The organism is Pseudomonas sp. Pseusp15 (assembly GCF_059492165.1).
Genome location: NZ_CP168523.1, coordinates 1,461,035 through 1,480,786 on the forward strand (window position 1 = coordinate 1,461,035; position 19,752 = coordinate 1,480,786).

Sequence of the window (19,752 nt, forward strand, 5' to 3'; positions counted from 1 at the left end):
AGCCTGCATAGCTGACCAAAATAGACCTTGGCGGACAGTCAGGACACTAGCGTCAGGTTTCGGATTGATGAGCCGCCCAGTGTTTCATCTCTTCGGCAATGAAGTGGTTCACCAGGTCGCTGTACATCTTCTCGATGGCATCCGGGCTCAGGCCCTCGGCTTCGGCCCATTCGCGTCGTGTTGCCAGCATGGCCTTGAAACGCTCCGGAGCGCGCACCGAAGTCACCGAGGTCTTGAACTTCGAGGCGGCCAGCACGTAGTGAAAACGCTTGCCCAACAGCTTGATAACGGCCTGGTCCAGGGCGTCGATTTCGCGTCGGATATCTTCCATGCCTGCACACTCTGCGGGCTGCAACTGATTGATGACTTCCATGTAGGTGACTCCGTTTGTTGAAAAAATCGTGGGATTCAAGTGCCGATTTTACGACGGCTACGCAGCCTCGCGAGCACTGATAAATTCGATGAGCGCTTTCAAGGCGGGTGGCACATGCCGCCGGCTTGAGTAGTAAAGAAAGAACCGGCTGGGCGGTGCTTTCCACTCCTGGAGTATTTCTCTGAGATGCCCGTTCCGGAGATCGTCGCGCACCAGCTCCTCGTAGACATAGGCAATACCGGCGCCATCTTTCGCTGCCTGGATCATCAGCGCATCGTCTTCCAGAATCAGCGGGCCGGTGACGGACAACCGTATCGGTTGACCGTCGGCTTGATACTCCCAGGCGTAAAGTTTGCCACTGGGAAAACGCCTGGCAATGCACGCATGGTCGAGCAAGTCGCGGGGGACGTGCGCGGTTCCCTTCGCGGCCAGATAAGCATCCGCGGCTACGGTCACGAACGATTGAGGTGCGCCGACAGGGACTGCGATCATGTCACCGGCCAGGCTTTCACCAAAGCGGACTCCAGCGTCAAATCCCTCATTGACGATATCGGTCAATCCATCATCGGTGATCAGGTCCAACTGAATACGTGGATACATGGCCACGAAGGGCGCCAGCACTTTCGCAAACACGATGCGAGCCGCCGGACGCGCCACGTTGAGGCGAAGTTTGCCAGTGGGGACTTCCTGCATCGAGGTCAATTGCGCCAATGCATCGTTAACCTGGTGCAGGCTCGGGACCAGCGTTGCCAATAGCTGCTGGCCGGCCTCGGTCGGGGTCACGCTACGAGTGGTTCGGTTCAGCAGTCTGATGCCCAAACGTGCTTCCAGCGCTCGCATTGCGTGACTCAACGCGGAAGCCGAAACGCCACGTTCGTCGGCGGCCTTGCGAAAGCTGCGATGGCGAGCGACGGCGGCGAAGGCGTCGAGTTCAGAGAGATCGGGGTGATAACTCATGAGTGTTGTTCAGTAGTTCAAATACGATTACCTATCTTATCGTCATGAGACCTCTGCCGGATACTTCCTCCATCATTCGTGGAGAGGTGGCTATGCAAAACAATCGTCTTGGATCATCGGATTTTCTGATTTCACCGATTGGCCTGGGAACCTGGGCAATCGCCGGCACCGGCTGGGAGTACAGTTGGGGAGCGCAGGATGACAAGGACAGCCTGGGCGCACTTGAATATGCCGTCGAACGCGGCGTGAACTGGATTGACACCGCTGCGGTTTATGGCTTGGGCCATGCAGAGCAATTGGTGGGGCAATTGCTGCGGCGGGTGCCGGCGTCACGGCGTCCTTTGGTGTTCACCAAAGGCAGTTTGGTCTGGGACCCGGTCACGAAGAAGATTTCGCATTCGCTGGCCCCTCAATCCTTGCTCGCCGAGATCGACGCAAGCTTGCGTCGGCTTCAAGTCGAGGCGATCGATCTTTATCAGATCCACTGGCCTGCTTTTCCTGCCGACGCCAGCAGTGAAGGCATTGAAATGGCGCTTTCGGCTTTGGCCGCCGCGCGCGATCAAGGAAAGATTCGCGCGATCGGTGTATCGAATTTCGATGTCGCTCAACTCAAGCGGGCGCAGGCGGTGACGGAGATCGTTTCGCTCCAGCCGCCGTACTCGGCCTTGATGCGGGACATTGAGCAGGACGTTTTGCCATTCTGCGAGCAGGCCGGGATGGGTGTCCTTGCCTATTCCACGCTTCAATCAGGGCTGCTTTCCGGCAGCATGACGCGCGAACGCATCTCGCAACTGCCCGAAGACGATTGGCGCAAGGCTCGAAGTGCTGATTTCCAGGAGCCCCGTTTGAGTGCGAACCTGGCATTGGTTGACGTCATGGCACGTATTGGAGAAAGGCACGGGGTGAGCGCTGCGGCGGTCGCCATCGCCTGGGTACTTCGCAAACCGGTCGTGACGGGCGCCATTGTCGGAGCCCGCCATCGCGCACAAGTAGACGGGCTGATTGCAGCCCTGGAGTTGCGCCTCAGCGCTGCGGAAATCGATGAAATTCGACCGTTCCTGCCGGCGGGCATGGGAACGAATGTCCCTGGTGCCGCCTGACACTATTGAGAAGAGGATGAGTGTTCAGTTTTGCATACTGAACGCAGGCGTTCGATGGGTAGCAGAGCGGTCGGTCAAGATCGCAATGCTACCCATCACAACACCGATCAAGCCCGGCGGCGCGGTCAGCACCACCATCCACATGCGAGAGAAGTTCTGCAGTTGCAGCATAAGTGACGGCAGTTTCGCTTCGATCTCCTTGAGCAACGGCTGGATCTGCTGCGTCACCGATACACCTTGCTATCAGTTTTTGCACTCCGCCATCACCACATGACAGGTAGTCGGCGTGCCACCGGATTGGCCGGCATAGCGTATGCAGTTATCCATGGACTTTTGGCGAGCCTTGTCCAGGGTGGAGCCCCAGGCCAGGCCGCCCTCGCCAGCAGTGGGTAGCGCTTTTGCATAGCAACTTGAGCCTGCGCTTGAATCTGTACTTGAGGCCGAGTAGCGGGCCGTGGAAGTTTTGCCCGCACAGCCCGCGGTCAGCGCCAGGTTGATGGCGAGCAGGGAAGGGAGGATCCATGACGAGCATTGGCGTGCTGTTTTGCCGATCATCCCATTTTCCCCTGTATCAAGAGGCTGGAGGCGTGTTTGTGGTCGTGTTCTATTTAGATTAGACGGTGTTGCGCCTGCCTTGGTTAAAACGGCTCGTTAAATAAACGAGCCGTTGTTGTGAAGGTGTTCAGCGGGGCAAGTGCATGGATGTCAGATAACCTCAAAGGCGGTCCGCATCAATCACAGACTTGGCGAACGCCTGCGGATCTTCCTGCGGCAGGTTGTGGCCGATGCCGCCGCTGATCAGCCGGAACTCGTATTTGCCGGTGAAGCGCTTGGCGTAATCCTCGGGGGCCGGGTGCGGCGCGCCGTTGGCATCGCCTTCAAGGGTGATGGTCGGCACGCTGATGGAAGGCGCCGTGGCCAGTTTCTGCTCCAGCGCTTCGTATCGGCTCTCGCCCTGGACCAGGCCCAGGCGCCAGCGGTAGTTGAACACGGTGATGTCGACATGGTCGGGATTTTCCAGCGCCTTGGCGCTGCGGTCGAAAGTGGCGTCGTCGAACGCCCATTTCGGCGAAGCCAGTTGCCATATCAACTTGGCGAAGTCGTGGGTGTTTTTCTCGTACCCGGCGCGACCGCGATCGGTGGCGAAGTAAAACTGATACCACCACTGCAATTCAGCCTTGGGTGGCAGCGGGTTCTTGCCGGCCGCCTGATTGCCGATCAGATATCCGCTGACCGAGACCAGCGCCTTGACCCGTTCTGGCCACAGCGCCGAGACGATGTCGGCCGAGCGTGCGCCCCAATCGTAACCACCGAGCACGGCTTGTTTGATCTTCAGCGCATCCATGAAGTCGATGACGTCACTGGCCAGCGCAGCCGGTTGGCCATTGCGAACGGTTTTATCGGACAGAAAATGCGTATCGCCATAGCCACGCGCATACGGCATCAGCACTCGATAGCCCTTCGCGGCAAGCAACGGGGCGACCTCGTCATAGCTGTGAATGTCGTACGGCCAGCCGTGCAGAAGAATCACCACTGGCCCATTAGCCGGGCCTGTTTCGGCGTATGCCACGTCCAGCAGGCCGGCGTTGACATGCTTGAGCGGGCCGAACGGGGAGGGTGTTGCATGAGTGGCGCCAGCATTGACCGAGGTTGGCTGCGCCGCGGTGGTCGTTTGTGCGTGGGCCGCACCGAGAGCGCTGAACAGGGTAAACGCGAGGATCGACGAGCCGACCGGGCGGTGGCGGGTTTTGCCGGTTTTGTTCTGCAGTGCCATCTTCATGTGATGTCTCCGTTGCAAGTCGTTGGCCAGGGGATCTGGCTGAGCCCCTTGAAACCTTGCTTGCATTTGAACGTAGCGACGTATCTGGTCTGTGTCGAATCGCAGGCCTGGTGAAAAATCATGTATCGAGAGGCTAATCAGACACACTGTGATACATAAGGAGAGATCTCGGTATCAAATCGCATGTCTGAAAAAGGTGGGGCCATTGAAATTAAAGTTCAGCCACGTGGATGTTCTCGTCAAAGACCTTGAGGAAGCGTGCAGGTATTACGCCCGTGTCTTCAGCGCCAGAATTTCAAAGACACTTGATTGGCAGCGCGACGGTTTGCATGTGCGCTATGCGATCGTCATGTTTGGTACGGAGCGCCTTATGCTGGTGCAACCGTTTACCGGAAATCTCAAGGCTCTGATGGACGCCAACGGCGAAGGCACCATCTACCGGCACTGCTATTCCACACCGGACATCGAGGCAGCCTACGACGAATTGATCGACGCAGGCGTCCAGCCGGAAGATGAGAACGGCAAACCGCTGTCTCGCGATAACCTCCAGACGCCAAGTGGGACACGCATACTCTGGTTACCGAAACGCTTCGGGCATTTTTCTATTGAGTTGCTTGAAGAGAAAGAGCTGGAGGCATTTATCAAGGATGCATTTGCCGAGGAGGGCTGAGGGAGGGCGCTCGGCATTGCCACGCTGACTAGCCGATTGGTCCAGGCTCTACGTGGTCACTGCGAGCGGATGTCGAGACTGACCCCCATAAACCGTGGCGCTAAGGAAGAGCGTGGGCCATCGACTGTCGTAGAGTGAAATGTTGCTGGTTAGCGCCATGGTGCTTCTTCATTGTGTCCACTGGCAACAAACTATGGTCGCTTGCTCCCGACAAAATAAAAAACAGCGCTGAGCAGGAAAAACACTATGCCAGCGATGATCAAACCGTACAAAAAGTAATGCTCATGGGGCGTTAGGTATACAACCGAACCGTGCGTATCCAGCGGGTAGGTTTTTCCACTTTGAAGATCCGGCGTTCTCAGTCCGTGAGCATCAAAGTATTTCCAGGCAAAAAATGAAGAAAACCAAAAGCCTAAGGCCAGTACTCCCACGACGCGTTTAAGTGCATTCATTCTCTCGTCTCCCAGATTTTGTTCCGTCCATTTTCCACCATGGTTTTATCCATGTGTCTGTTGCGTCGACAATAAACAGATTGCCTCTGGTTACAGATTGATCTTGTGAACCGCTATCGGTATATCCCTCTCCTTCGGTGGTTTCGTCTTTTAATTACAGTGTAGAAGATAAAGAAGATGGACGCAGCGTGCTCGATGGAGAATGCAATAAAGAAGAAGTTGTCAGTCATTGGGTGCGGCATAGAAGTGATTATTGTGTAAGCTTCCATTTGTCCGAATGTCACTGCGAAAATGGTCGCAATAGATACGGCTCCTCCTATTAATCTTTTCAGAAAATTGTCACGTAATCGCCGCAATGAACTCAGATACCAAAGCAAAACGCCCCACTGAACAAAGGCAAATGGCAGGATTGCCAGCCTTCCGATAAATAAGTGTTCGCTTCCGTCGGTCATTTTTACACCCTGACTTTGATGGCTTACTTTCGCCCGCTAGCACCGCACCAATTGCGGGCAAGCCAATGGCCGGGCCGGACATGCTTTCTGATCTGGAAGCTCGCCGGGGTGGGGTATTTTCATGCAGATACCATGAGTGATCTCCATATGTGTGTATATTTTTTATAAGTTATTTATCAGTCCCCATGTTAAGAAAAAAGACATTAGAAGAGCTAGTGTGCCAACTGATCTAAGAATATATAGATAATTGCTTGACCTGATCAAGCTCTTGAATGGGTAATTTTTTGATGCGCCTGCCCGGTCAATCAACTTGATTATAATGCCTTGCGTTTTCTCAGAAAAAAACAAGCACATTATCCCCAGTAAACACATTGATATAATAAAAACTAACAGCCCAATACTCTTCATTCTCACCATCCTGATCCAATCTTCCATGCAGCCTGGAAGGAGTAGTTATAACTAGCACCTAGTTGTGGAGAAACGAATCCAAACCCTGATGCGGCCCCATTACCTAGTGACCACGAATCAGAAACGCCCCCCCAGCAGCCAGCGGTAGCGTTAATTCCATTTCCCGACAAGCGACGCCCTTACACACCACCACCAAAAAAAATAAAAACCGTAAAAATAGCGATGAATTGAATCGGTATAAAAACAATCAACAACCAGTTCGGCAGTTTTTTTGAGAAGGTCAGCATTAAAGCGCTAATAAGAACTGATGCGGCTGGAAATAATACATAAAGCTTAAGTTGGTCGGAATTGGGGTAGCCAACGGCTTTTTGTGGTGCAATTCCAGAATACAGCTCAATGCCAATAAAAAAAACAATGCATGTCAATAACAAGGCAATAGTTAATGCAATACGGACTCCTACTTTACTCCTTTTTTCTAGTTTACTCATGGTCCAGTTCCTATACTAGGATTAAGCGCGTTTCAAAGAGCAGTACATGGCCAGTTATGGCGATGCCCAATAAGCTTTCTTAACTACTCGGCCACCTTCATCCAGTTCTACCGACCATGCTTCTATATCAAAGGATAAACGGTTTTCAAACCATAGTCGCTCAACGCAAGGATGTTGACAGTGGTGCGATGCGTAGCGGGTAAATAAAGTGCTTGGTTTTTCTACATGAGAAGGGATCCCGAGTCGGTTGATAACAACCCCTTGTGTATCGCCAATATTGATTGCTTCAAAAGCTATGCTTTTCTGTTTTGAAATAAATATGCATGATGTGACGTATGATGTTATGGCGAGTAGTAGCATCCAAAGCAGTATTTTTTTGATAGTGGTTTTTGGTGCGCTGCCTTTAATAGTATTCATCATTTTCTCTTCGCATCATTGCCCGCTGTACTTGGGGAGTGCATACAGTACAGGTCCATGAATCGGGCCACCTTGGGGGATGAAAAAGGTGGTTGTGCCTAGTATTGACTGTACATCTCGAGCAGTACCTCCGGGAAATGGAATGTCATCAGCCATAACCATGCCGGCAGGCAGGCAACAACACTAGGCACATGCTCAGGCAGTGCACTCTGCGCATGCTCAATTACTGGTACGTAGCGGGCTGAAATAGGGAGCCAGGATGCGAGGGGAGGTAGGGGAGAAAAGCAGAATGTTCTATATCAATACATTGGTGAATACTCAGCATTTGCTGCCGAGACTTTAGACCTGAAGCCACCATAAGCACCTCCCTGTGAACCGGAGCCATTGGGCTCGTCGTACACGTCGTATGCACAGCGGTTGGAACACTTGTGTGTTCACGATGGGGTCTTCATTCCATGACCTTGGGGGAGATCGAACGTCCGCGATCCCGAGCATCCAGCACGAGATGACAGTAGTACAGGGTTTGAAAACTTGCCAATGGGACTGGAAAGCGACCGGTCAGGATGGCTTTCTGCAGTCGAGGATTTCGCGGGTTTGCGCTTTCCCCTCGTTGACTTTGTCGCGAAGCGTTAACAGGCCCTGGGTTACGGGCAAAGAAGCTGTCGTCGTTGATGTGGATGCCAACCCTGAGCGGACACTCGTCAATGTCCGTCAGGGTCGAAAGCTGCTTGCTCCGCTATTGAAGCGGAATATACACGTCAGTTTGCCATTGATCCTGCGGCGTCTCGGGATAGACGCTCAGGTAATTGAAGAACAACGGGTGGTCACGGAGTTCCTCGCCACTGGCAGGAAGCCAATCGCGGTAAATCGGATAGATCGTTTCGCCGATGTGATCCGGTGACCCCGTATGTCGCACCACGACGCAGCGACCGCCAGGAATGACGATCTCGCGCACGCCGAACTCATTCGGCGCCACAGCCTCGTGAATCTCGCCGCAGATGGCGAAGCGGAATGCTTGTGCAGGTGTCGTGTCGGGGTTGCCATAGGGAATGCCAAAGCTGCGACTCGATGCCACCGGCGACTGTCCGCTCTGCATGCGCCACTCGATGAACTTGCGCACGCTCTCATTGACGAGCCCGGGTGGTCCGCAGTGCTCAAGCGCTGCGACCCTGACTTCTGGGAATTCCACGATTCGTACTTGCATGATGATAGTCCTGGAAAAATGAGGGATTGCGAATACCGCATTCCAGACCTGCCAGTTCGGTTCCTTCCTGAACGCACTCGGGGTCATACCGAACGCCCGCCTGAACGCCCTGCAAAATGCCTCGGGGCTTTCAAAGCCGGCACCGAGTGCCGCGTCCAGTACCGAGTGATCAGCGAAGGAGGCCAGGCGATGTGCCGCGCGTCGTAGCCGCATCAGTTGCACATAACGTGAGACCGGCACACCTGCGAACGCGCTGAATTGTCGATGGAAGTGAAACACCGAAAAGTTCGCCACATGACTCAACGTCTTCACCGACAAGTCACCTTCAAGATTGGCATCGATGTAGGCGAGTACGGCGTTGAAGCGTTTTGTGTAGGCGAAGTTGCTCGGCATGTCAGACACTGGGAAAAGGCTCCTGGAAGTACGGTCGGCAATAGAATCGACTATAGCGGTGTAAACGCGCCTAGCCGCGTTTGCTCAAGGTACGTTTTGGGTTGGCCGATGCGATCTCTTCCACCATGAGACACCGTATACCCAGTCCGATCACTTCTGATCGACTGTTGCTGTCGTTGTGAGGGCAGCAATTACCCCCAGGCAATCATCGAGAAGAGACCCGACAAGGATGCGCTAAAGTTATGCGGGTCATCGATCAATTGTGATTCGCTGTTCGCGCTGCTTCCGTCCCTGGAGGGCCCAATGCCGCCCATCATCACATGCCTGGTGGCGCTGTCTGTTCTTGGCCTGACTCCTGTAGTGCAAGCCCAGACTAACGCCTGCCCACCTGGCGAGAAACAAGTGTGCCTGAACGGCTGCATCTGCCTGCCAGATCTGGGGCAGGTGCCTGATGGCGTCTACCAGGTCGCGGCACCTGCCCTGGCGCTGTGGCTGACCCAAGCCCGCGCTGAAGCAGCCAGCGCCGAGATCCAACCCATTCCACCGCACATCCGGGAGCAACTGCTGCGCTGGTACGACCCCAGCGTCCTCGATGCCGCGCACTACAAAGTGAGCGACAACGGCCAATTCAGCGCCGCCACTTCCATGCTGCAAAACCCCGACGTCGGTGCCGTGACGCTGATCGACATCATCCTCTTCCGGGACACTCAAACCGCAGAACAGGACATCGCGCTCTGGGCTCACGAACTGAAGCACGTGCAGCAGTTTCGGGAATGGGGGGTAGAAGGATTTGCCCAGCGCTATACACAAGATTTCAATGCTGTGGAGGCGCCGGCTTATGCCATACAGGCTGAAGTTCGACGGTCGGTGCGGGGAGGGACTCAATGAAGGGTAGCGAAGCCGCCTGACATTACAGGCATAAAGCAGTCATTATTGGCTGAAAGCAGCCTGTCAGTTAGGGAAGAGTTGAATGGTGTTCAGGGTGATGGTGGTCGGTGGCTACGGAAACTTCGGTAGCATCGTTTGCAGGCATTTGGCGGTAATGCCAGATGTGGAACTGGTGATCTCGGGCCGCGATCCACACAAGTTGCAGCGCAAAGTCGATGAGTTGAAAAGCCAATCGGGCACTGTCGCCGAAAGTTGGTGCGGCAATGCCATGGGCACTGAGTTCAAATCCGTTTTGCGCTCGATGGACATCCAGTTGGTCATCCATACTGGCGGCCCGTTTCAGGGGCAATCCTATGCGGTCGCCGAGAGCTGCATCGAGGCTGGCGTGAACTACTGCGACCTGTCTGACTGCCGAACCTTCGTCAACGGCGTTGGCGTACTCGATGCCTTGGCGAAACAGGCAGGAGTGGCGATCCTCAGTGGCTGCAGTTCGGTGCCGACGCTATCGTCAGCCATCATCGATCAGCAGCGCTATCGCTTCAGTCGTATCGACTCGATCGAGCATGGCATTTCCTCTTCGGCGAAGATGCCGGGATTGTCGACCGTCGAAGGCGTACTCGCCTACGCAGGTAAACCGATCAGGCAACTCAAGAATGGCAAGGTGCATGAAGTGTCGGGTTGGCAGGATCTGACGCTGCGCAAGATGCCGCATCTGGGCACTCGCGTGCTGGCCAACGTCGATGTGCCGGACATGGATATTTTCGCCAGCCGCTATGGCGCGCAAACCCTGAGCTTCAAGGCCGGCGCGGGCTTGAAGCTGGGTGGTGTCGCCAACTATCTGCTGGCTCAGGCGTTGAAGATCGGGCTGGTTCGCGACCATGCCCTTTGGGCCGCCAGACTGCATCGGCTGGGGACCCGGTTTGAACGTTTCGGCGATGGCAAAAGCGCGATGTACATCGACGTTCAGGGCAAGGGAGTTGATGGGAAACCGCTGGCCATGACCGTGCAACTGACGGCCACCAATGACAAAGGTCCGCAAATCCCAAGCTGCGCATCTGTAGCCTTGGCCGCAAAAATGGCCCAGGGCTATGTGCCGCATCCCGGTGCCAGGGCTTGCGTGGGCGAAATTACCGTCGATGAATACATGGCAGCGATCAACGATCCGGACAATTTGAGGCTGTCTGTGCAGTTCTCTGGCGAGCTGCGCTGACATGCTCTATCTATGCCTGAAGTACCTCCACATCATTGCCGCGATTTTCCTGTTCGGATTCGGCATGGGTTCCTACCTCTATCTGATCGCCGCCAGCCGCACGGCCAACCCTCAAGTGATCGCGCATGTGGCCCGGATGGTCGTGCGCTTCGACACCTGGATTACCACGCCGGCAGGCTTTGTTCAGATCATCACGGGCTACCTGCTGATGAGGCTCTCCGGACTACCCATGACCACGGAGTGGGTACTGACTTCGTTGATTATCTTCTTCTGCGTGGGTTCGCTTTGGCTGCCGGTGCTGGTGTTGCAGAAGCGGCTGTACCTGATGGCGTCGTGCGCAGTTGAGGCTGGCAGCGGACTCGATGATGAATACCGATCCGTGTACAAAAAATGGTGGTGGATGGGGGTGGTCAGTTTTGTCGGGATGTTTGTGATTGTGCTGATGATGGTGACGAAGATGACGCCGGTGCAACTGGTTGGGCTATTGGGGTAACAGGATCGGTTGGCTCAAGACTTTGGTGTTCAAGGCCTCTGCCAAACGTGAACGCGAGGCGGTCCAGTTAATGCGGGTGAGGGCGTTCATAGGGGCGCTTTCAAAAAGCGCTGTTCATGATCAGGATCCGGCAGCAGGCACGTGTCGTATTTCCCGAAGAGCCGATAACGATTAAGCGCAATGCGGTCGTATGCCCAATCTCGAAGCATGCGAGGGAAGATGCGCAACAGGTTCACTGGGCGCCAGAGAGCGGGCAACTGGGCGATGACTTCGAAAAATGCATCCGAACGCTCCCAGAAGTGTCGGTCGCGGATCACCGCCATGGTGTCGAACTGATCCACGGGCAAACCTGCCCACGCGAGCAGAGCCTGCCCCTCGGGTGACTGAACCGCCGCCAACCGCACGCGCCGCTGGCGGTCATGGCGAATCAAAAACCTCGCCCAGCCATTGCACAGCTTGCAGACACCGTCGAACAAGACCACCGTCTCTCCTGGTTTGAGCAGCGGCGCGGGTGAGGGGCGGATTTTCGAGGTGGGCATAAGCGTGGATCCAAGGGAACCTGATTATCCCGGATCATAACCGCGTGCCAGCGTTAAAGTCTGCATTTCGCCGAAGGGGGGCTGCTCCTTGCCGGCAGCTGCAATATCATTGTTCCTTTAATATCAGCCAAGGAGGCATCCATGAGTGTGCGTGGTAAAGACCGGCAGATCGACAATATTGAATTTAATGTCGACGACATTGCCCGCAGCAAAGCTTTCTACGGCAGTGCGTTCGGCTGGACATTCGTCGACTACGGCCCGACCTATACGGAATTCAGTGATGGCCGCCTTACCGGTGGCTTCACTACGGGAGAGCCGGTTCGACCTGGTGGCCCTTTGATCATTTTGTATTCGGATGATCTCGATGAGGCGCAGCAACGGCTCAAAGCCTTGGGCGCTGTTATCACCCGCGAAATATTCTCGTTCCCTGGTGGAAGCAGATTCCACTTCATTGATCCGGATGGCTACGAACTGGCCGTTTGGACAGCTCAGCAGTAGGTCTCAGGTCGGCCCAAAGCGATCCATTACCAGGGTTCGCTTTGGGCCGATACTCAAGCGGTAGGTGCGGGTCGAGCCATGATCCTGGTCGCATAAATTTGAAATGCACAGCGTTGCTCGCCAGAATCGCGGGCCGACCCGGTCAAAGGTGCCGGACGTTCGTGGTGAAAAGGGGCAGCAGTTGAACCAACAGACATTGTCCATGCGCCTGGAACGCGTGGCGGCACATGTGCCAGCAGGTGCGCGCCTGGCCGATATCGGCTCGGATCACGGCTACCTGCCTGTGGCATTGATGCGCCGTGGCGCCATCGTGGCGGCGGTGGCCGGCGAGGTGGCATTGACGCCATTTCGCTCGGCCGAACGCACCGTGCGCGAGAACGACCTGGACCAGTGGATCACCGTGCGCCTGGCCGATGGCCTGACGGCAATCGAGCCGGGAGACGGGATCACGGCAATCAGCATCTGCGGCATGGGCGGCGAGACGATCCGCGACATTCTCGACAGCGGCAAGGCACGTCTGAGCGGCCAGGAGCGCCTGATCCTTCAACCCAACGGCGGCGAGCAGCCACTGCGCCAATGGCTGATGGAAAATGGTTACTGCATCCTCTGCGAGGAAGTGCTGCGGGAAAACCGCTTCGACTACGAAATCATCGTCGCCGAGCGCACCGGGCCGGTGATGTACACCGCCGAGGAGCTGTATTTCGGTCCGCTGCAGATGCAGGCACGCAGCTCGGCATTCCTGATCAAGTGGCAGCGCCTGTTGCGCGAGAAGCAGCGGACCCTGAGCAGCTTCGCCAAGGCGCGGCAGGCCGTGCCCGAGGAGAAGGTGCAGGATGTCGCCCGGCAGGCCCGGTGGATCGCCGACCTGCTGGCTTGAGCCCTTTACTAAGTAATTGCAGGGCAAATTTCAACCTGACGGTTGCTGCTCTTATAGGGTTTGCGGTTAGCGGCAGCACAGGCAACCGCTGATCAGCGGTTGATCGGGGTCGCTTTCGAGAAATGTAACCATGACTTCCATACCCGTTCGGGGGGGCGTCATTCCACAACTCCAATTGGAGGTCCCCCTCAGCCAACAACAACTCTTGTCGTCAAATCTACCTTCGCGGTCCCAGGGGAACTTGACCTTGACCCTTCCGAGGCGCCTATCACCCTGGATCTCCTCGTCTTCCAGAGCGATGATCACAGCGGTGTGGTTACTTGGTACCTGAGGTTTCTTGTGAGCCAAAGGTGGACGATAGGACACGTCCCACGGAAGAACGATAAAGCGGTTGCGGTAACCCTGATGAAAGTCATCCTCGTTGTTTGTGTTGCCACTGGCGATGTTCTCGCTCAATACCTGTGGTTGCTTGCCTTCGTGGATGATCTGAGTCAGTAACCATCGGTCGTTCCATTCCTGGCGCGGGTGGCCAGAGATCTCCAGAACATGGCCACTGACTAACCGGGTCTGGTCACCTTGCCCTTCGGCTTGACGATAAGCCGCATGGCGGCGCTCCATAGCACGCAGACTTATCTGCTTGCCGTGCTCATGGCTTGTGAAAGGCTTCAGCTTGTCATCGTTTTCCATGCCTGGCTGTTGCTCGTTTCTCCCCAGACGTAGGTTGAAGCGCTTGATCAGTGGCTCGTTGGCCACTCTATCGCTCTCTTGTCCATAAGCAGTGGGTTGCCCAATCCTGGGAAAAGCCGCCTGGTCATCGCCAAAGACCAGCACGTGGCCTTGAGCGCTGTGTTGGAAGTGGAAGTGGATACCTTCTTCTTCGCACAAGCGCTGAATAAAGTGCAAATCCGTTTCATCGTACTGGGTACAGTAGTCACGCTCGGGGTAGGTCGACCCCAGATGAAACCGATAAGCCTCACCCACAATCCCGTGTTCTTCCAGTATCAAGGCGACGATTTTCGGCACCGAGAACTGTTGATAGATCCTCTGGTTGATGCGGTGGCGCAAGTAGGACAGGTGCGGTACGAGGGCCAGATTGTAGTGCGTCAAACGCTGATCATTACCGCTTTGGGCGATGTGATAGATCCGTCCATGGACGCCGTTGCCCTTCGCGTCGAAGGTCAGAAAAGCCTCTACGTCGAAGAGGCTTTCGAGATCCAGGTCAGACCGCTCGCTAACAAGCTCCACGTTGAAGAGGTAAGGCCTGCTGATCGCCTCATCTCCGGTGAATGCGAGTACTTGAAAATCGTGCGCAAAACCGTCGATGGTCAAACTGAAAGACGTCTGATTGGCTGGGCTGAACATCCACTGTTCTCTTCTTGCATAAAGTGTTGAATCGGGGCTGTCGCAGATGTCAATGTCAGGAAGCCGGGTAAGTCCAGCTCAGGGCAAGAGCCTATAACAGGCACTAATCCACTAATTTGGCGCTCTTGTATATTGGCGTTTGCGTCTTACTTTCCGGACATAAATAGCCTCAACCTGCTGCTCAAGCACGTCCGCGTATAAAATAAAGACATGCATAGAGCAACAGGCGACAAATCAAGTCAGATCACACACCACTCTTCACTTTGGTCCAGATCCGCGTGCGGATTCGCTCCAGCTTCAATGGCAGTGGCTCAAGTGGGATGAGTGTGGCAATGGTCTTTTTGTCTGGATAAATCCAGGGGTTGTCTCGCAACTTCTGTTCGACAAACTCAGCGGCATCTTTGTTAGCGTTAGGGTAGAGAGTGTGGTTTGAGGTCTTGGCAATAACTTCTGGTCGCAACATGTAATTAATAAACGCCATACCCTCCTTTGGGTGGGGCGCGTCTTTTAGAAGAACCAGATTTTCCGACCAGACCAGCGCTCCTTCGCGAGGAAGGCTGTAGGTAATCTTGCGTCCAGTGTTGGTCTTCTCGTTGATGGCCTGCGCAGCAAGGGCACCATTAGCCCATCCCACGACTGCACAAATATTGCCGTCAGCCAGGTCAGCGTCAATTCGGGAGGAGTCGAAATAGAGGACGTAGGGGCGGATTTTTAACAGTAGGGCTTGAGCTTTCTGGTAATCATCCGGGTTCCTGCTGTTGCTGGGGAGCCCAAGGTAATGCAACGCAATCGAAATGATCTCACTTGGAGAGTCAAGCATTGCCACACCACACGACTGGAGCTTACTGATGTTTTCTTCTTTGAAGATCAAATCCCAGCTATTCACCGGAGCATTATCACCCAATGCCGCTTTGACTTTGTCAACGTCATAGCCAATGCCGGTAGTACCCCATAGATAGGGCACAGCGTAGCGATTACCAGGATCATTGACCGCGACCTGGGACAAGATATCAGGATCGATATGGGACAAATTACTCAGTTGATTACGATCCAGCGGCTGAAGTACTCCCGCCTGGATCAGGCTTGGCAACACATTGGAGGTGGCCACAACCACGTCATACCCCGTGCGCCCAGCCATTACTTTGCTCTGCATGATTTCGGCGCTGTCGAAAGCATCCATATGCACTCTGGTGCCAGTTGCCTGCTCAAACTCCTTTGGGGTCTCCGGTGCGAGAAGCCCGAACCAGTTGTACAGATGCACCCCAGGCTCTACAGCTCCCACTGATGTGCTCATCCCAGCACAGAGAAGCGAGGCCGAAAAAATGGTTCGCAAACGTGATTTTCTCATGCAACATCCTTATCAAGACGATGTGCCCTCATGGCCATCGTAAGTCCTGCCAGCGAATATACCGGGCGTTACCGAATAGTAAATACCTACGAATACTTACCTCTGACCTACGAATCCCTAACCCTAAAGGGGTAGAAAATGCCGTTCGACCTTCATAGCCTGGCTTGGCACCGATCGATTGGGAAGCTGATCATGCAGTTGAACCGTCCAGAATTCTGGAGTTCGCTTGTTCGTATATTAAACGAATACGTGCAAATCGATAATTGGGTTGTATTGATCTTTAGCAATCAACAAGTGCAAGTCGTTAGTCTTCCTGAAGTCGCAGATGTTGAAGAGGTAGACGCGTTCATTCATCGCTATGTGAAGGGGCTTTACCTGCTGGATCCATTTTATATAGCTAATCGAGAAAACCCCCAGAGCGGTTTCTTTCATTTGCTGGATATTGCGCCGGAATACTTTCTTGAAACTGAGTATTATCATCAATATTTTGCACAATATATCTCTGTGGATGAGGCTCAGTACAATGTTCAGCTCGACGCCGATAGAACGTTATGCATTTCCGTTGGTAGCAAAGTCCGTTTTAATCAAGAGCAAATAACAATGCTTGATATTATCAAGCCGTGGGTGACTGCATTAATGCATCAGCGCATGTGTTTTGAAGTTGATGTAGAGAAGAATCTCGCTGAGCCACCTCTATGGCCAGAAACGATTACCCAGCTGGGCACGCAAATAACAGCGCGCGAAAGTGATGTGCTCAGATTGTTGCTCAGTGGCTTCTCTAATAAAGAGATAGCCGGAAAGCTTTCCCTCTCGGTGGAAACGATAAAGGTTCATCGGCGCAATATTTATGCCAAATTAAATATCAAGTCACAATCCGAGCTGTTTGCTCGATTTTTTATGCCCAAACAAGATGTTTTCTCTACAAGTTGAAGTCGGTGTTTTAGTCTGGATATTACCGTTAAATGGGTTCACGGCTTCGGGTGCGAACCTTGCCTGACCTCTAAATCCCGGTTCGGGACGAGGGCATCACGCTAATTCGCGCGGGTCATCGGAGTCATGTTCCTGCAAGCATCAAATCCAGATTCTGCACTGCAGCTCCAGCTGCTCCCTTCCCAAGATTGTCAAACACCGCAGCCAACAAAACCTGGCCCGTTTCGTCATTCTCAAACACAGACAGTCGCAGATCATCAGTCCCGTTAAGTGCCTGAGGATCAAGGGACGTCAGCCCTTTAGCCTCCAGCATCGACATCACCTGTACATGGCTCGTATCGGCGTAGTGCCGCATCAGACACGCATGCAACTGCACCGCACTCACACCTGGCGCCAACAACCGGGTTTGCAAGGGGATGGTCAGCACGATCCCCTGCCTAAAAGCGCCATAGGCCGGCACAAACATCGGCCGCTCCGTCAGACCGCTTTGTTGTTGAATCTCTGGAATATGTTTGTGTGCCAGCCCCAGCCCATAGACCTGAAACGCCGACGCCTGTGCTGCGCCTTCTCCCTCATGCTCTTCCACACCGACACGTCCTTTCCCGGAATAACCCGACACGGCATGAATGTTCATCGGGTAATCCTTGGGCAGTAATCCGGCCTCCAGTAAAGGGCGCAGCAACCCTATCGCCCCCGTTGGATAGCAACCGGGATTGCTGACCCGTCGCGCGGTGGCGATGCGTTGGCTCTGCTGCGGATTCATCTCCGCGAAACCATAGGTCCAGTCTGGATGGGTACGGTGCGCCGAACTCGCATCGATCACCCGCACGGCGGGGTTTTCGATGGTCGCTACAGCGTCGCGCGCGGCTTGGTCGGGCAAGCACAGAATCGCGATGTCGCAGTTGTTGATGGCTTCGGCGCGACGTTGCGGATCTTTGCGATAGTCGGGGCTGAGAGTGATAAGCCGCAGATCGCTGCGGTCGCGTAGGCGTTGATGGATTTGCAACCCGGTGGTGCCTTGGTCGCCATCGATGAATACAAGGGGACTTGCCATGGAATGCTCTCGGACGTTGGAAATCAGGAGTTCCAATCTTCAGTGAGGCGCTAAGATAGGAAAAGTTGAATTTATAAACGATGAAATTCAGTTTTTCTGAACGAGGAGTCACTCATGCGCGAAATCAGCCTGGACCGTCTGCGCACGTTGGTGGCGATTGCCGACCTGGGTTCATTTGCCGAGGCGGCCCGCGTGCTGCACTTGGCGCCACCCACGGTCAGTTTGCATATCGCCGACCTGGAAGCGCGCGTGGGCGGCAAGCTGTTGTCGCGCACGCGTGGGCGCGTTCAGCCTTCGGCGATTGGGAACACACTGGTGGAACGTGCGCGGCGTCTGTTGGCGGATGCGGAGCAGGCGCTTGAGGACGTGGAACGTCAGGTGCAGGGATTAGCCGGGCGTGTGCGGCTAGGCGCTTCCACGGGGGCCATCGCACAGTTGATGCCGCACGCTTTGGAGACGTTGAGCCAGCGTCATCCCGCTATCGATGTACAGGTCGCGGTGCTCACGTCGCAGGAAACTTTGAAGAAGCTTGCCGAGGGCTCGTTGGAAATCGGTTTGGTCGCGCTGCCGCAGTCCCCGGTGAAGGGCTTGCGGATCGAGCCATGGCGACGGGACCCGGTCATGGCCTTCCTGCCGGCTCGCTGGGAATCCCCGGAGGTTGTGACCCCCGACTGGCTGTCCACTCAGCCATTGATTCTGAATGACAACACCACTCGTCTTTCGCGTTTGACTGCGGAGTGGTTCGCCAGTGGTGGGCCGCAGCCTGCGCCGCGTATTCAACTGAACTACAACGATGCGATCAAAAGCCTGGTGGCGGCTGGCTATGGTGCGACGTTGTTGCCGCATGAAGCCTCCACGCCATTGCCCGATACCAGGATCGTCATGCGGCCATTAAAGCCCTTATTGTGGCGGCAACTGGGTATTGCCCACCGTAGTCGAGACATCGAACGGCCTACGCAACATGTGCTGGATGTGCTGTGGGAATTGAGTGCGGGGTAGGGGATTTTGTCAGAGGAGGGACAGCTTCTGGCCGTCATCTACCTGATGCAAAAGCCAGTGATTCCTGGCAACGCACTGGTCCGATGCGCTCGACTATCGGTCCAGCAGAGGTGCCAACAGTGCACACATGCCGCGCCAGTGCGAACCCTCCCAGTAAATCCGTTGGCAGGCGTCACAGCGCAGGAAGTGCGAATAGAGGACGCCAACGCGTGGCGGCACTTGCGGCCGGGCCAGTTCCGGGCTGATCTCGTGTAGCGGCAGGTTGCAATGGAGGCACAGGCTGAAGGGGCGCGCGCTACGCGCCAGGTCGAGGCGCTCGTACAATTCGCGCAGCTGCAGCGACGGTTTCAGGGCATGCACGTAACAGCCGTGGCTGATGATCCGCCGCTTGAGCAGTTCGCGGTCGCGGGTTAGCACGATGCGTCCTTGCTGCGCGGCGATTTCGGCGATCTCGGCATCGTCGAAGCCATTGTCGTAGAGGGTGTCGAAGCCGCTCATGCGCAGCAGACTGGCCAATCCGCCAAGGTGCGCATCAGCGACGAAGCGCAGCACCCGTAAAGGTTGCGTACGAACCTTGAGCAACGGACTGATGTCCAGCGCTTCGAACTTGGGATACACCGCCAGCCGGTCACCGTCGAAGATCACCCGCTCAAAGCCCACCGACTCGCCATTGAGCAGCACCATCTCGACCTCGGTGTGCGGTATCCCGAGCGCCTCGATCATGTGCTTGACCGTCGCCCCTCGCGCGCACTCGCAAGTGAAGGACTGCCGCCGCCGTTCGGCCGGCAGGAAATCGTTGAGCTCCTCGTAGAAGCGGAAAGTTGCACGGGTCATGCTGAACAGTATGGCAGGGCTGCAGG

At 55.2% G+C, this 19,752-nt stretch carries 23 protein-coding genes; 9 read left to right on the forward strand and 14 right to left on the reverse strand.

Features of this window, described 5'->3' with window-relative positions; translation table 11 throughout:
• Positions 1–52 precede the first annotated feature (52 nt).
• Together ACEN8R_RS06630 and ACEN8R_RS06635 are read right to left on the reverse strand one after the other, a co-directional pair.
• On the reverse strand, positions 53–373 hold the full coding sequence (locus ACEN8R_RS06630) for an isochorismate lyase (protein ID WP_064618687.1): 321 nt from the start codon (positions 371–373) through the stop codon (positions 53–55).
• A gap of 57 nt (positions 374–430) precedes the next feature.
• The gene (locus tag ACEN8R_RS06635; RefSeq protein ID WP_495624673.1) at positions 431–1,330 is read right to left on the reverse strand and encodes a LysR family transcriptional regulator; all 900 of its coding nucleotides are present in this window, start codon (positions 1,328–1,330) and stop codon (positions 431–433) included.
• A 92-nt stretch (positions 1,331–1,422) separates the two neighbouring features.
• Between ACEN8R_RS06635 and ACEN8R_RS06640 the strand changes: the two genes are divergently transcribed.
• Positions 1,423–2,430: an aldo/keto reductase gene (locus ACEN8R_RS06640; protein ID WP_495624674.1), complete on the forward strand. Its 1,008-nt coding sequence runs from the start codon at positions 1,423–1,425 to the stop codon at positions 2,428–2,430.
• A 24-nt stretch (positions 2,431–2,454) separates the two neighbouring features.
• Here ACEN8R_RS06640 and ACEN8R_RS06645 read toward each other — a convergent pair whose 3' ends face one another.
• From ACEN8R_RS06645 to ACEN8R_RS06655, 3 genes are all read right to left on the reverse strand, one after another.
• Positions 2,455–2,658, reverse strand: coding sequence for a hypothetical protein (locus tag ACEN8R_RS06645; protein ID WP_495624675.1), 204 nt, complete (start codon positions 2,656–2,658; stop codon positions 2,455–2,457).
• 15 nt (positions 2,659–2,673) lie between these two features.
• Positions 2,674–2,985, reverse strand: a complete 312-nt coding sequence (locus ACEN8R_RS06650; protein WP_081628190.1) for a hypothetical protein — start codon at positions 2,983–2,985, stop codon at positions 2,674–2,676.
• 160 nt (positions 2,986–3,145) lie between these two features.
• Positions 3,146–4,210, reverse strand: coding sequence for an alpha/beta fold hydrolase (locus ACEN8R_RS06655; RefSeq protein WP_495624676.1), 1,065 nt, complete (start codon positions 4,208–4,210; stop codon positions 3,146–3,148).
• 205 nt (positions 4,211–4,415) lie between these two features.
• Here ACEN8R_RS06655 and ACEN8R_RS06660 point away from each other — a divergent pair, with 205 nt between their 5' ends.
• Positions 4,416–4,880 carry a VOC family protein gene (locus ACEN8R_RS06660; RefSeq protein WP_258669151.1) on the forward strand — a complete coding sequence of 155 codons (465 nt, stop codon included), beginning with the start codon at positions 4,416–4,418 and terminating at the stop codon, positions 4,878–4,880.
• Between the two features lie 191 nt (positions 4,881–5,071).
• On the opposite strand, the gene ACEN8R_RS06665 is transcribed toward ACEN8R_RS06660, so the two are convergent.
• The 4 genes from ACEN8R_RS06665 to ACEN8R_RS06680 form a co-directional block, all read right to left on the reverse strand.
• A complete protein-coding gene (locus ACEN8R_RS06665) occupies positions 5,072–5,332 on the reverse strand; it encodes a hypothetical protein (protein ID WP_064618677.1) in 261 nt (86 codons plus the stop codon).
• 1,039 nt (positions 5,333–6,371) lie between these two features.
• The gene (locus ACEN8R_RS06670; RefSeq protein WP_495624677.1) at positions 6,372–6,680 is read right to left on the reverse strand and encodes a hypothetical protein; all 309 of its coding nucleotides are present in this window, start codon (positions 6,678–6,680) and stop codon (positions 6,372–6,374) included.
• Positions 6,681–6,734: 54 nt separating this feature from the next.
• Positions 6,735–7,097: a hypothetical protein gene (locus ACEN8R_RS06675; protein ID WP_138867866.1), complete on the reverse strand. Its 363-nt coding sequence runs from the start codon at positions 7,095–7,097 to the stop codon at positions 6,735–6,737.
• A gap of 736 nt (positions 7,098–7,833) precedes the next feature.
• Complete coding sequence (locus ACEN8R_RS06680) at positions 7,834–8,703, reverse strand: AraC family transcriptional regulator (RefSeq protein WP_495624678.1); 870 nt, start codon at positions 8,701–8,703, stop codon at positions 7,834–7,836.
• Between the two features lie 294 nt (positions 8,704–8,997).
• Here ACEN8R_RS06680 and ACEN8R_RS06685 point away from each other — a divergent pair, with 294 nt between their 5' ends.
• From ACEN8R_RS06685 to ACEN8R_RS06695, 3 genes are all read left to right on the forward strand, one after another.
• A complete protein-coding gene (locus ACEN8R_RS06685) occupies positions 8,998–9,582 on the forward strand; it encodes an eCIS core domain-containing protein (RefSeq protein ID WP_018925624.1) in 585 nt (194 codons plus the stop codon).
• Between the two features lie 82 nt (positions 9,583–9,664).
• Positions 9,665–10,792: a saccharopine dehydrogenase family protein gene (locus ACEN8R_RS06690; RefSeq protein WP_258612326.1), complete on the forward strand. Its 1,128-nt coding sequence runs from the start codon at positions 9,665–9,667 to the stop codon at positions 10,790–10,792.
• A gap of 1 nt (position 10,793) precedes the next feature.
• Positions 10,794–11,285: a DUF2269 family protein gene (locus ACEN8R_RS06695; RefSeq protein ID WP_495624679.1), complete on the forward strand. Its 492-nt coding sequence runs from the start codon at positions 10,794–10,796 to the stop codon at positions 11,283–11,285.
• Positions 11,286–11,371: 86 nt separating this feature from the next.
• Here ACEN8R_RS06695 and ACEN8R_RS06700 read toward each other — a convergent pair whose 3' ends face one another.
• The gene (locus ACEN8R_RS06700) at positions 11,372–11,824 is read right to left on the reverse strand and encodes a thiol-disulfide oxidoreductase DCC family protein (protein ID WP_111455137.1); all 453 of its coding nucleotides are present in this window, start codon (positions 11,822–11,824) and stop codon (positions 11,372–11,374) included.
• Between the two features lie 141 nt (positions 11,825–11,965).
• On the opposite strand from ACEN8R_RS06700, the gene ACEN8R_RS06705 reads away from it, so the two are divergent.
• Both ACEN8R_RS06705 and ACEN8R_RS06710 read left to right on the forward strand, forming a co-directional pair.
• Positions 11,966–12,322: a VOC family protein gene (locus tag ACEN8R_RS06705; RefSeq protein ID WP_018925628.1), complete on the forward strand. Its 357-nt coding sequence runs from the start codon at positions 11,966–11,968 to the stop codon at positions 12,320–12,322.
• A gap of 181 nt (positions 12,323–12,503) precedes the next feature.
• Positions 12,504–13,199, forward strand: a complete 696-nt coding sequence (locus ACEN8R_RS06710; protein WP_305887972.1) for a tRNA (adenine(22)-N(1))-methyltransferase — start codon at positions 12,504–12,506, stop codon at positions 13,197–13,199.
• 66 nt (positions 13,200–13,265) lie between these two features.
• On the opposite strand, the gene tssI is transcribed toward ACEN8R_RS06710, so the two are convergent.
• The gene (tssI, locus tag ACEN8R_RS06715; RefSeq protein WP_495624680.1) at positions 13,266–14,561 is read right to left on the reverse strand and encodes a type VI secretion system tip protein TssI/VgrG; all 1,296 of its coding nucleotides are present in this window, start codon (positions 14,559–14,561) and stop codon (positions 13,266–13,268) included.
• Between the two features lie 244 nt (positions 14,562–14,805).
• Positions 14,806–15,909 (reverse strand): polyamine ABC transporter substrate-binding protein, encoded by a 1,104-nt coding sequence (locus ACEN8R_RS06720; protein ID WP_018925631.1) that lies wholly within the window; start codon positions 15,907–15,909, stop codon positions 14,806–14,808.
• 138 nt (positions 15,910–16,047) lie between these two features.
• On the opposite strand from ACEN8R_RS06720, the gene ACEN8R_RS06725 reads away from it, so the two are divergent.
• Positions 16,048–16,839: a response regulator transcription factor gene (locus ACEN8R_RS06725; RefSeq protein ID WP_258612325.1), complete on the forward strand. Its 792-nt coding sequence runs from the start codon at positions 16,048–16,050 to the stop codon at positions 16,837–16,839.
• A gap of 124 nt (positions 16,840–16,963) precedes the next feature.
• Here the strand turns inward: ACEN8R_RS06725 and argC are convergent, their stop codons facing one another.
• A complete protein-coding gene (gene argC, locus ACEN8R_RS06730) occupies positions 16,964–17,893 on the reverse strand; it encodes an N-acetyl-gamma-glutamyl-phosphate reductase (protein WP_495624681.1) in 930 nt (309 codons plus the stop codon).
• Between the two features lie 114 nt (positions 17,894–18,007).
• On the opposite strand from argC, the gene ACEN8R_RS06735 reads away from it, so the two are divergent.
• The gene (locus tag ACEN8R_RS06735) at positions 18,008–18,892 is read left to right on the forward strand and encodes a LysR family transcriptional regulator (protein ID WP_064618643.1); all 885 of its coding nucleotides are present in this window, start codon (positions 18,008–18,010) and stop codon (positions 18,890–18,892) included.
• Positions 18,893–18,985: 93 nt separating this feature from the next.
• Here ACEN8R_RS06735 and ACEN8R_RS06740 read toward each other — a convergent pair whose 3' ends face one another.
• The gene (locus ACEN8R_RS06740; protein ID WP_018925635.1) at positions 18,986–19,726 is read right to left on the reverse strand and encodes a Mut7-C RNAse domain-containing protein; all 741 of its coding nucleotides are present in this window, start codon (positions 19,724–19,726) and stop codon (positions 18,986–18,988) included.
• Between the last annotated feature and the right edge of the window lie 26 nt (positions 19,727–19,752).

Coding starts and splice junctions, on each gene's coding strand:
- ACEN8R_RS06630 (WP_064618687.1), bottom strand. CDS start 373: ATGGAAGTCATCAATCAGTTGCAGCCCGCAGAGTGTGCAGGCATGGAA.
- ACEN8R_RS06635 (WP_495624673.1), bottom strand. CDS start 1,330: ATGAGTTATCACCCCGATCTCTCTGAACTCGACGCCTTCGCCGCCGTC.
- ACEN8R_RS06640 (WP_495624674.1), top strand. CDS start 1,423: ATGCAAAACAATCGTCTTGGATCATCGGATTTTCTGATTTCACCGATT.
- ACEN8R_RS06650 (WP_081628190.1), bottom strand. CDS start 2,985: ATGATCGGCAAAACAGCACGCCAATGCTCGTCATGGATCCTCCCTTCC.
- ACEN8R_RS06655 (WP_495624676.1), bottom strand. CDS start 4,210: ATGAAGATGGCACTGCAGAACAAAACCGGCAAAACCCGCCACCGCCCG.
- ACEN8R_RS06665 (WP_064618677.1), bottom strand. CDS start 5,332: ATGAATGCACTTAAACGCGTCGTGGGAGTACTGGCCTTAGGCTTTTGG.
- ACEN8R_RS06670 (WP_495624677.1), bottom strand. CDS start 6,680: ATGAGTAAACTAGAAAAAAGGAGTAAAGTAGGAGTCCGTATTGCATTA.
- ACEN8R_RS06675 (WP_138867866.1), bottom strand. CDS start 7,097: ATGAATACTATTAAAGGCAGCGCACCAAAAACCACTATCAAAAAAATA.
- ACEN8R_RS06685 (WP_018925624.1), top strand. CDS start 8,998: ATGCCGCCCATCATCACATGCCTGGTGGCGCTGTCTGTTCTTGGCCTG.
- ACEN8R_RS06690 (WP_258612326.1), top strand. CDS start 9,665: ATGGTGTTCAGGGTGATGGTGGTCGGTGGCTACGGAAACTTCGGTAGC.
- ACEN8R_RS06695 (WP_495624679.1), top strand. CDS start 10,794: ATGCTCTATCTATGCCTGAAGTACCTCCACATCATTGCCGCGATTTTC.
- ACEN8R_RS06700 (WP_111455137.1), bottom strand. CDS start 11,824: ATGCCCACCTCGAAAATCCGCCCCTCACCCGCGCCGCTGCTCAAACCA.
- ACEN8R_RS06705 (WP_018925628.1), top strand. CDS start 11,966: ATGAGTGTGCGTGGTAAAGACCGGCAGATCGACAATATTGAATTTAAT.
- tssI (WP_495624680.1), bottom strand. CDS start 14,561: ATGTTCAGCCCAGCCAATCAGACGTCTTTCAGTTTGACCATCGACGGT.
- ACEN8R_RS06720 (WP_018925631.1), bottom strand. CDS start 15,909: ATGAGAAAATCACGTTTGCGAACCATTTTTTCGGCCTCGCTTCTCTGT.
- ACEN8R_RS06725 (WP_258612325.1), top strand. CDS start 16,048: ATGCCGTTCGACCTTCATAGCCTGGCTTGGCACCGATCGATTGGGAAG.
- argC (WP_495624681.1), bottom strand. CDS start 17,893: ATGGCAAGTCCCCTTGTATTCATCGATGGCGACCAAGGCACCACCGGG.
- ACEN8R_RS06735 (WP_064618643.1), top strand. CDS start 18,008: ATGCGCGAAATCAGCCTGGACCGTCTGCGCACGTTGGTGGCGATTGCC.
- ACEN8R_RS06740 (WP_018925635.1), bottom strand. CDS start 19,726: ATGACCCGTGCAACTTTCCGCTTCTACGAGGAGCTCAACGATTTCCTG.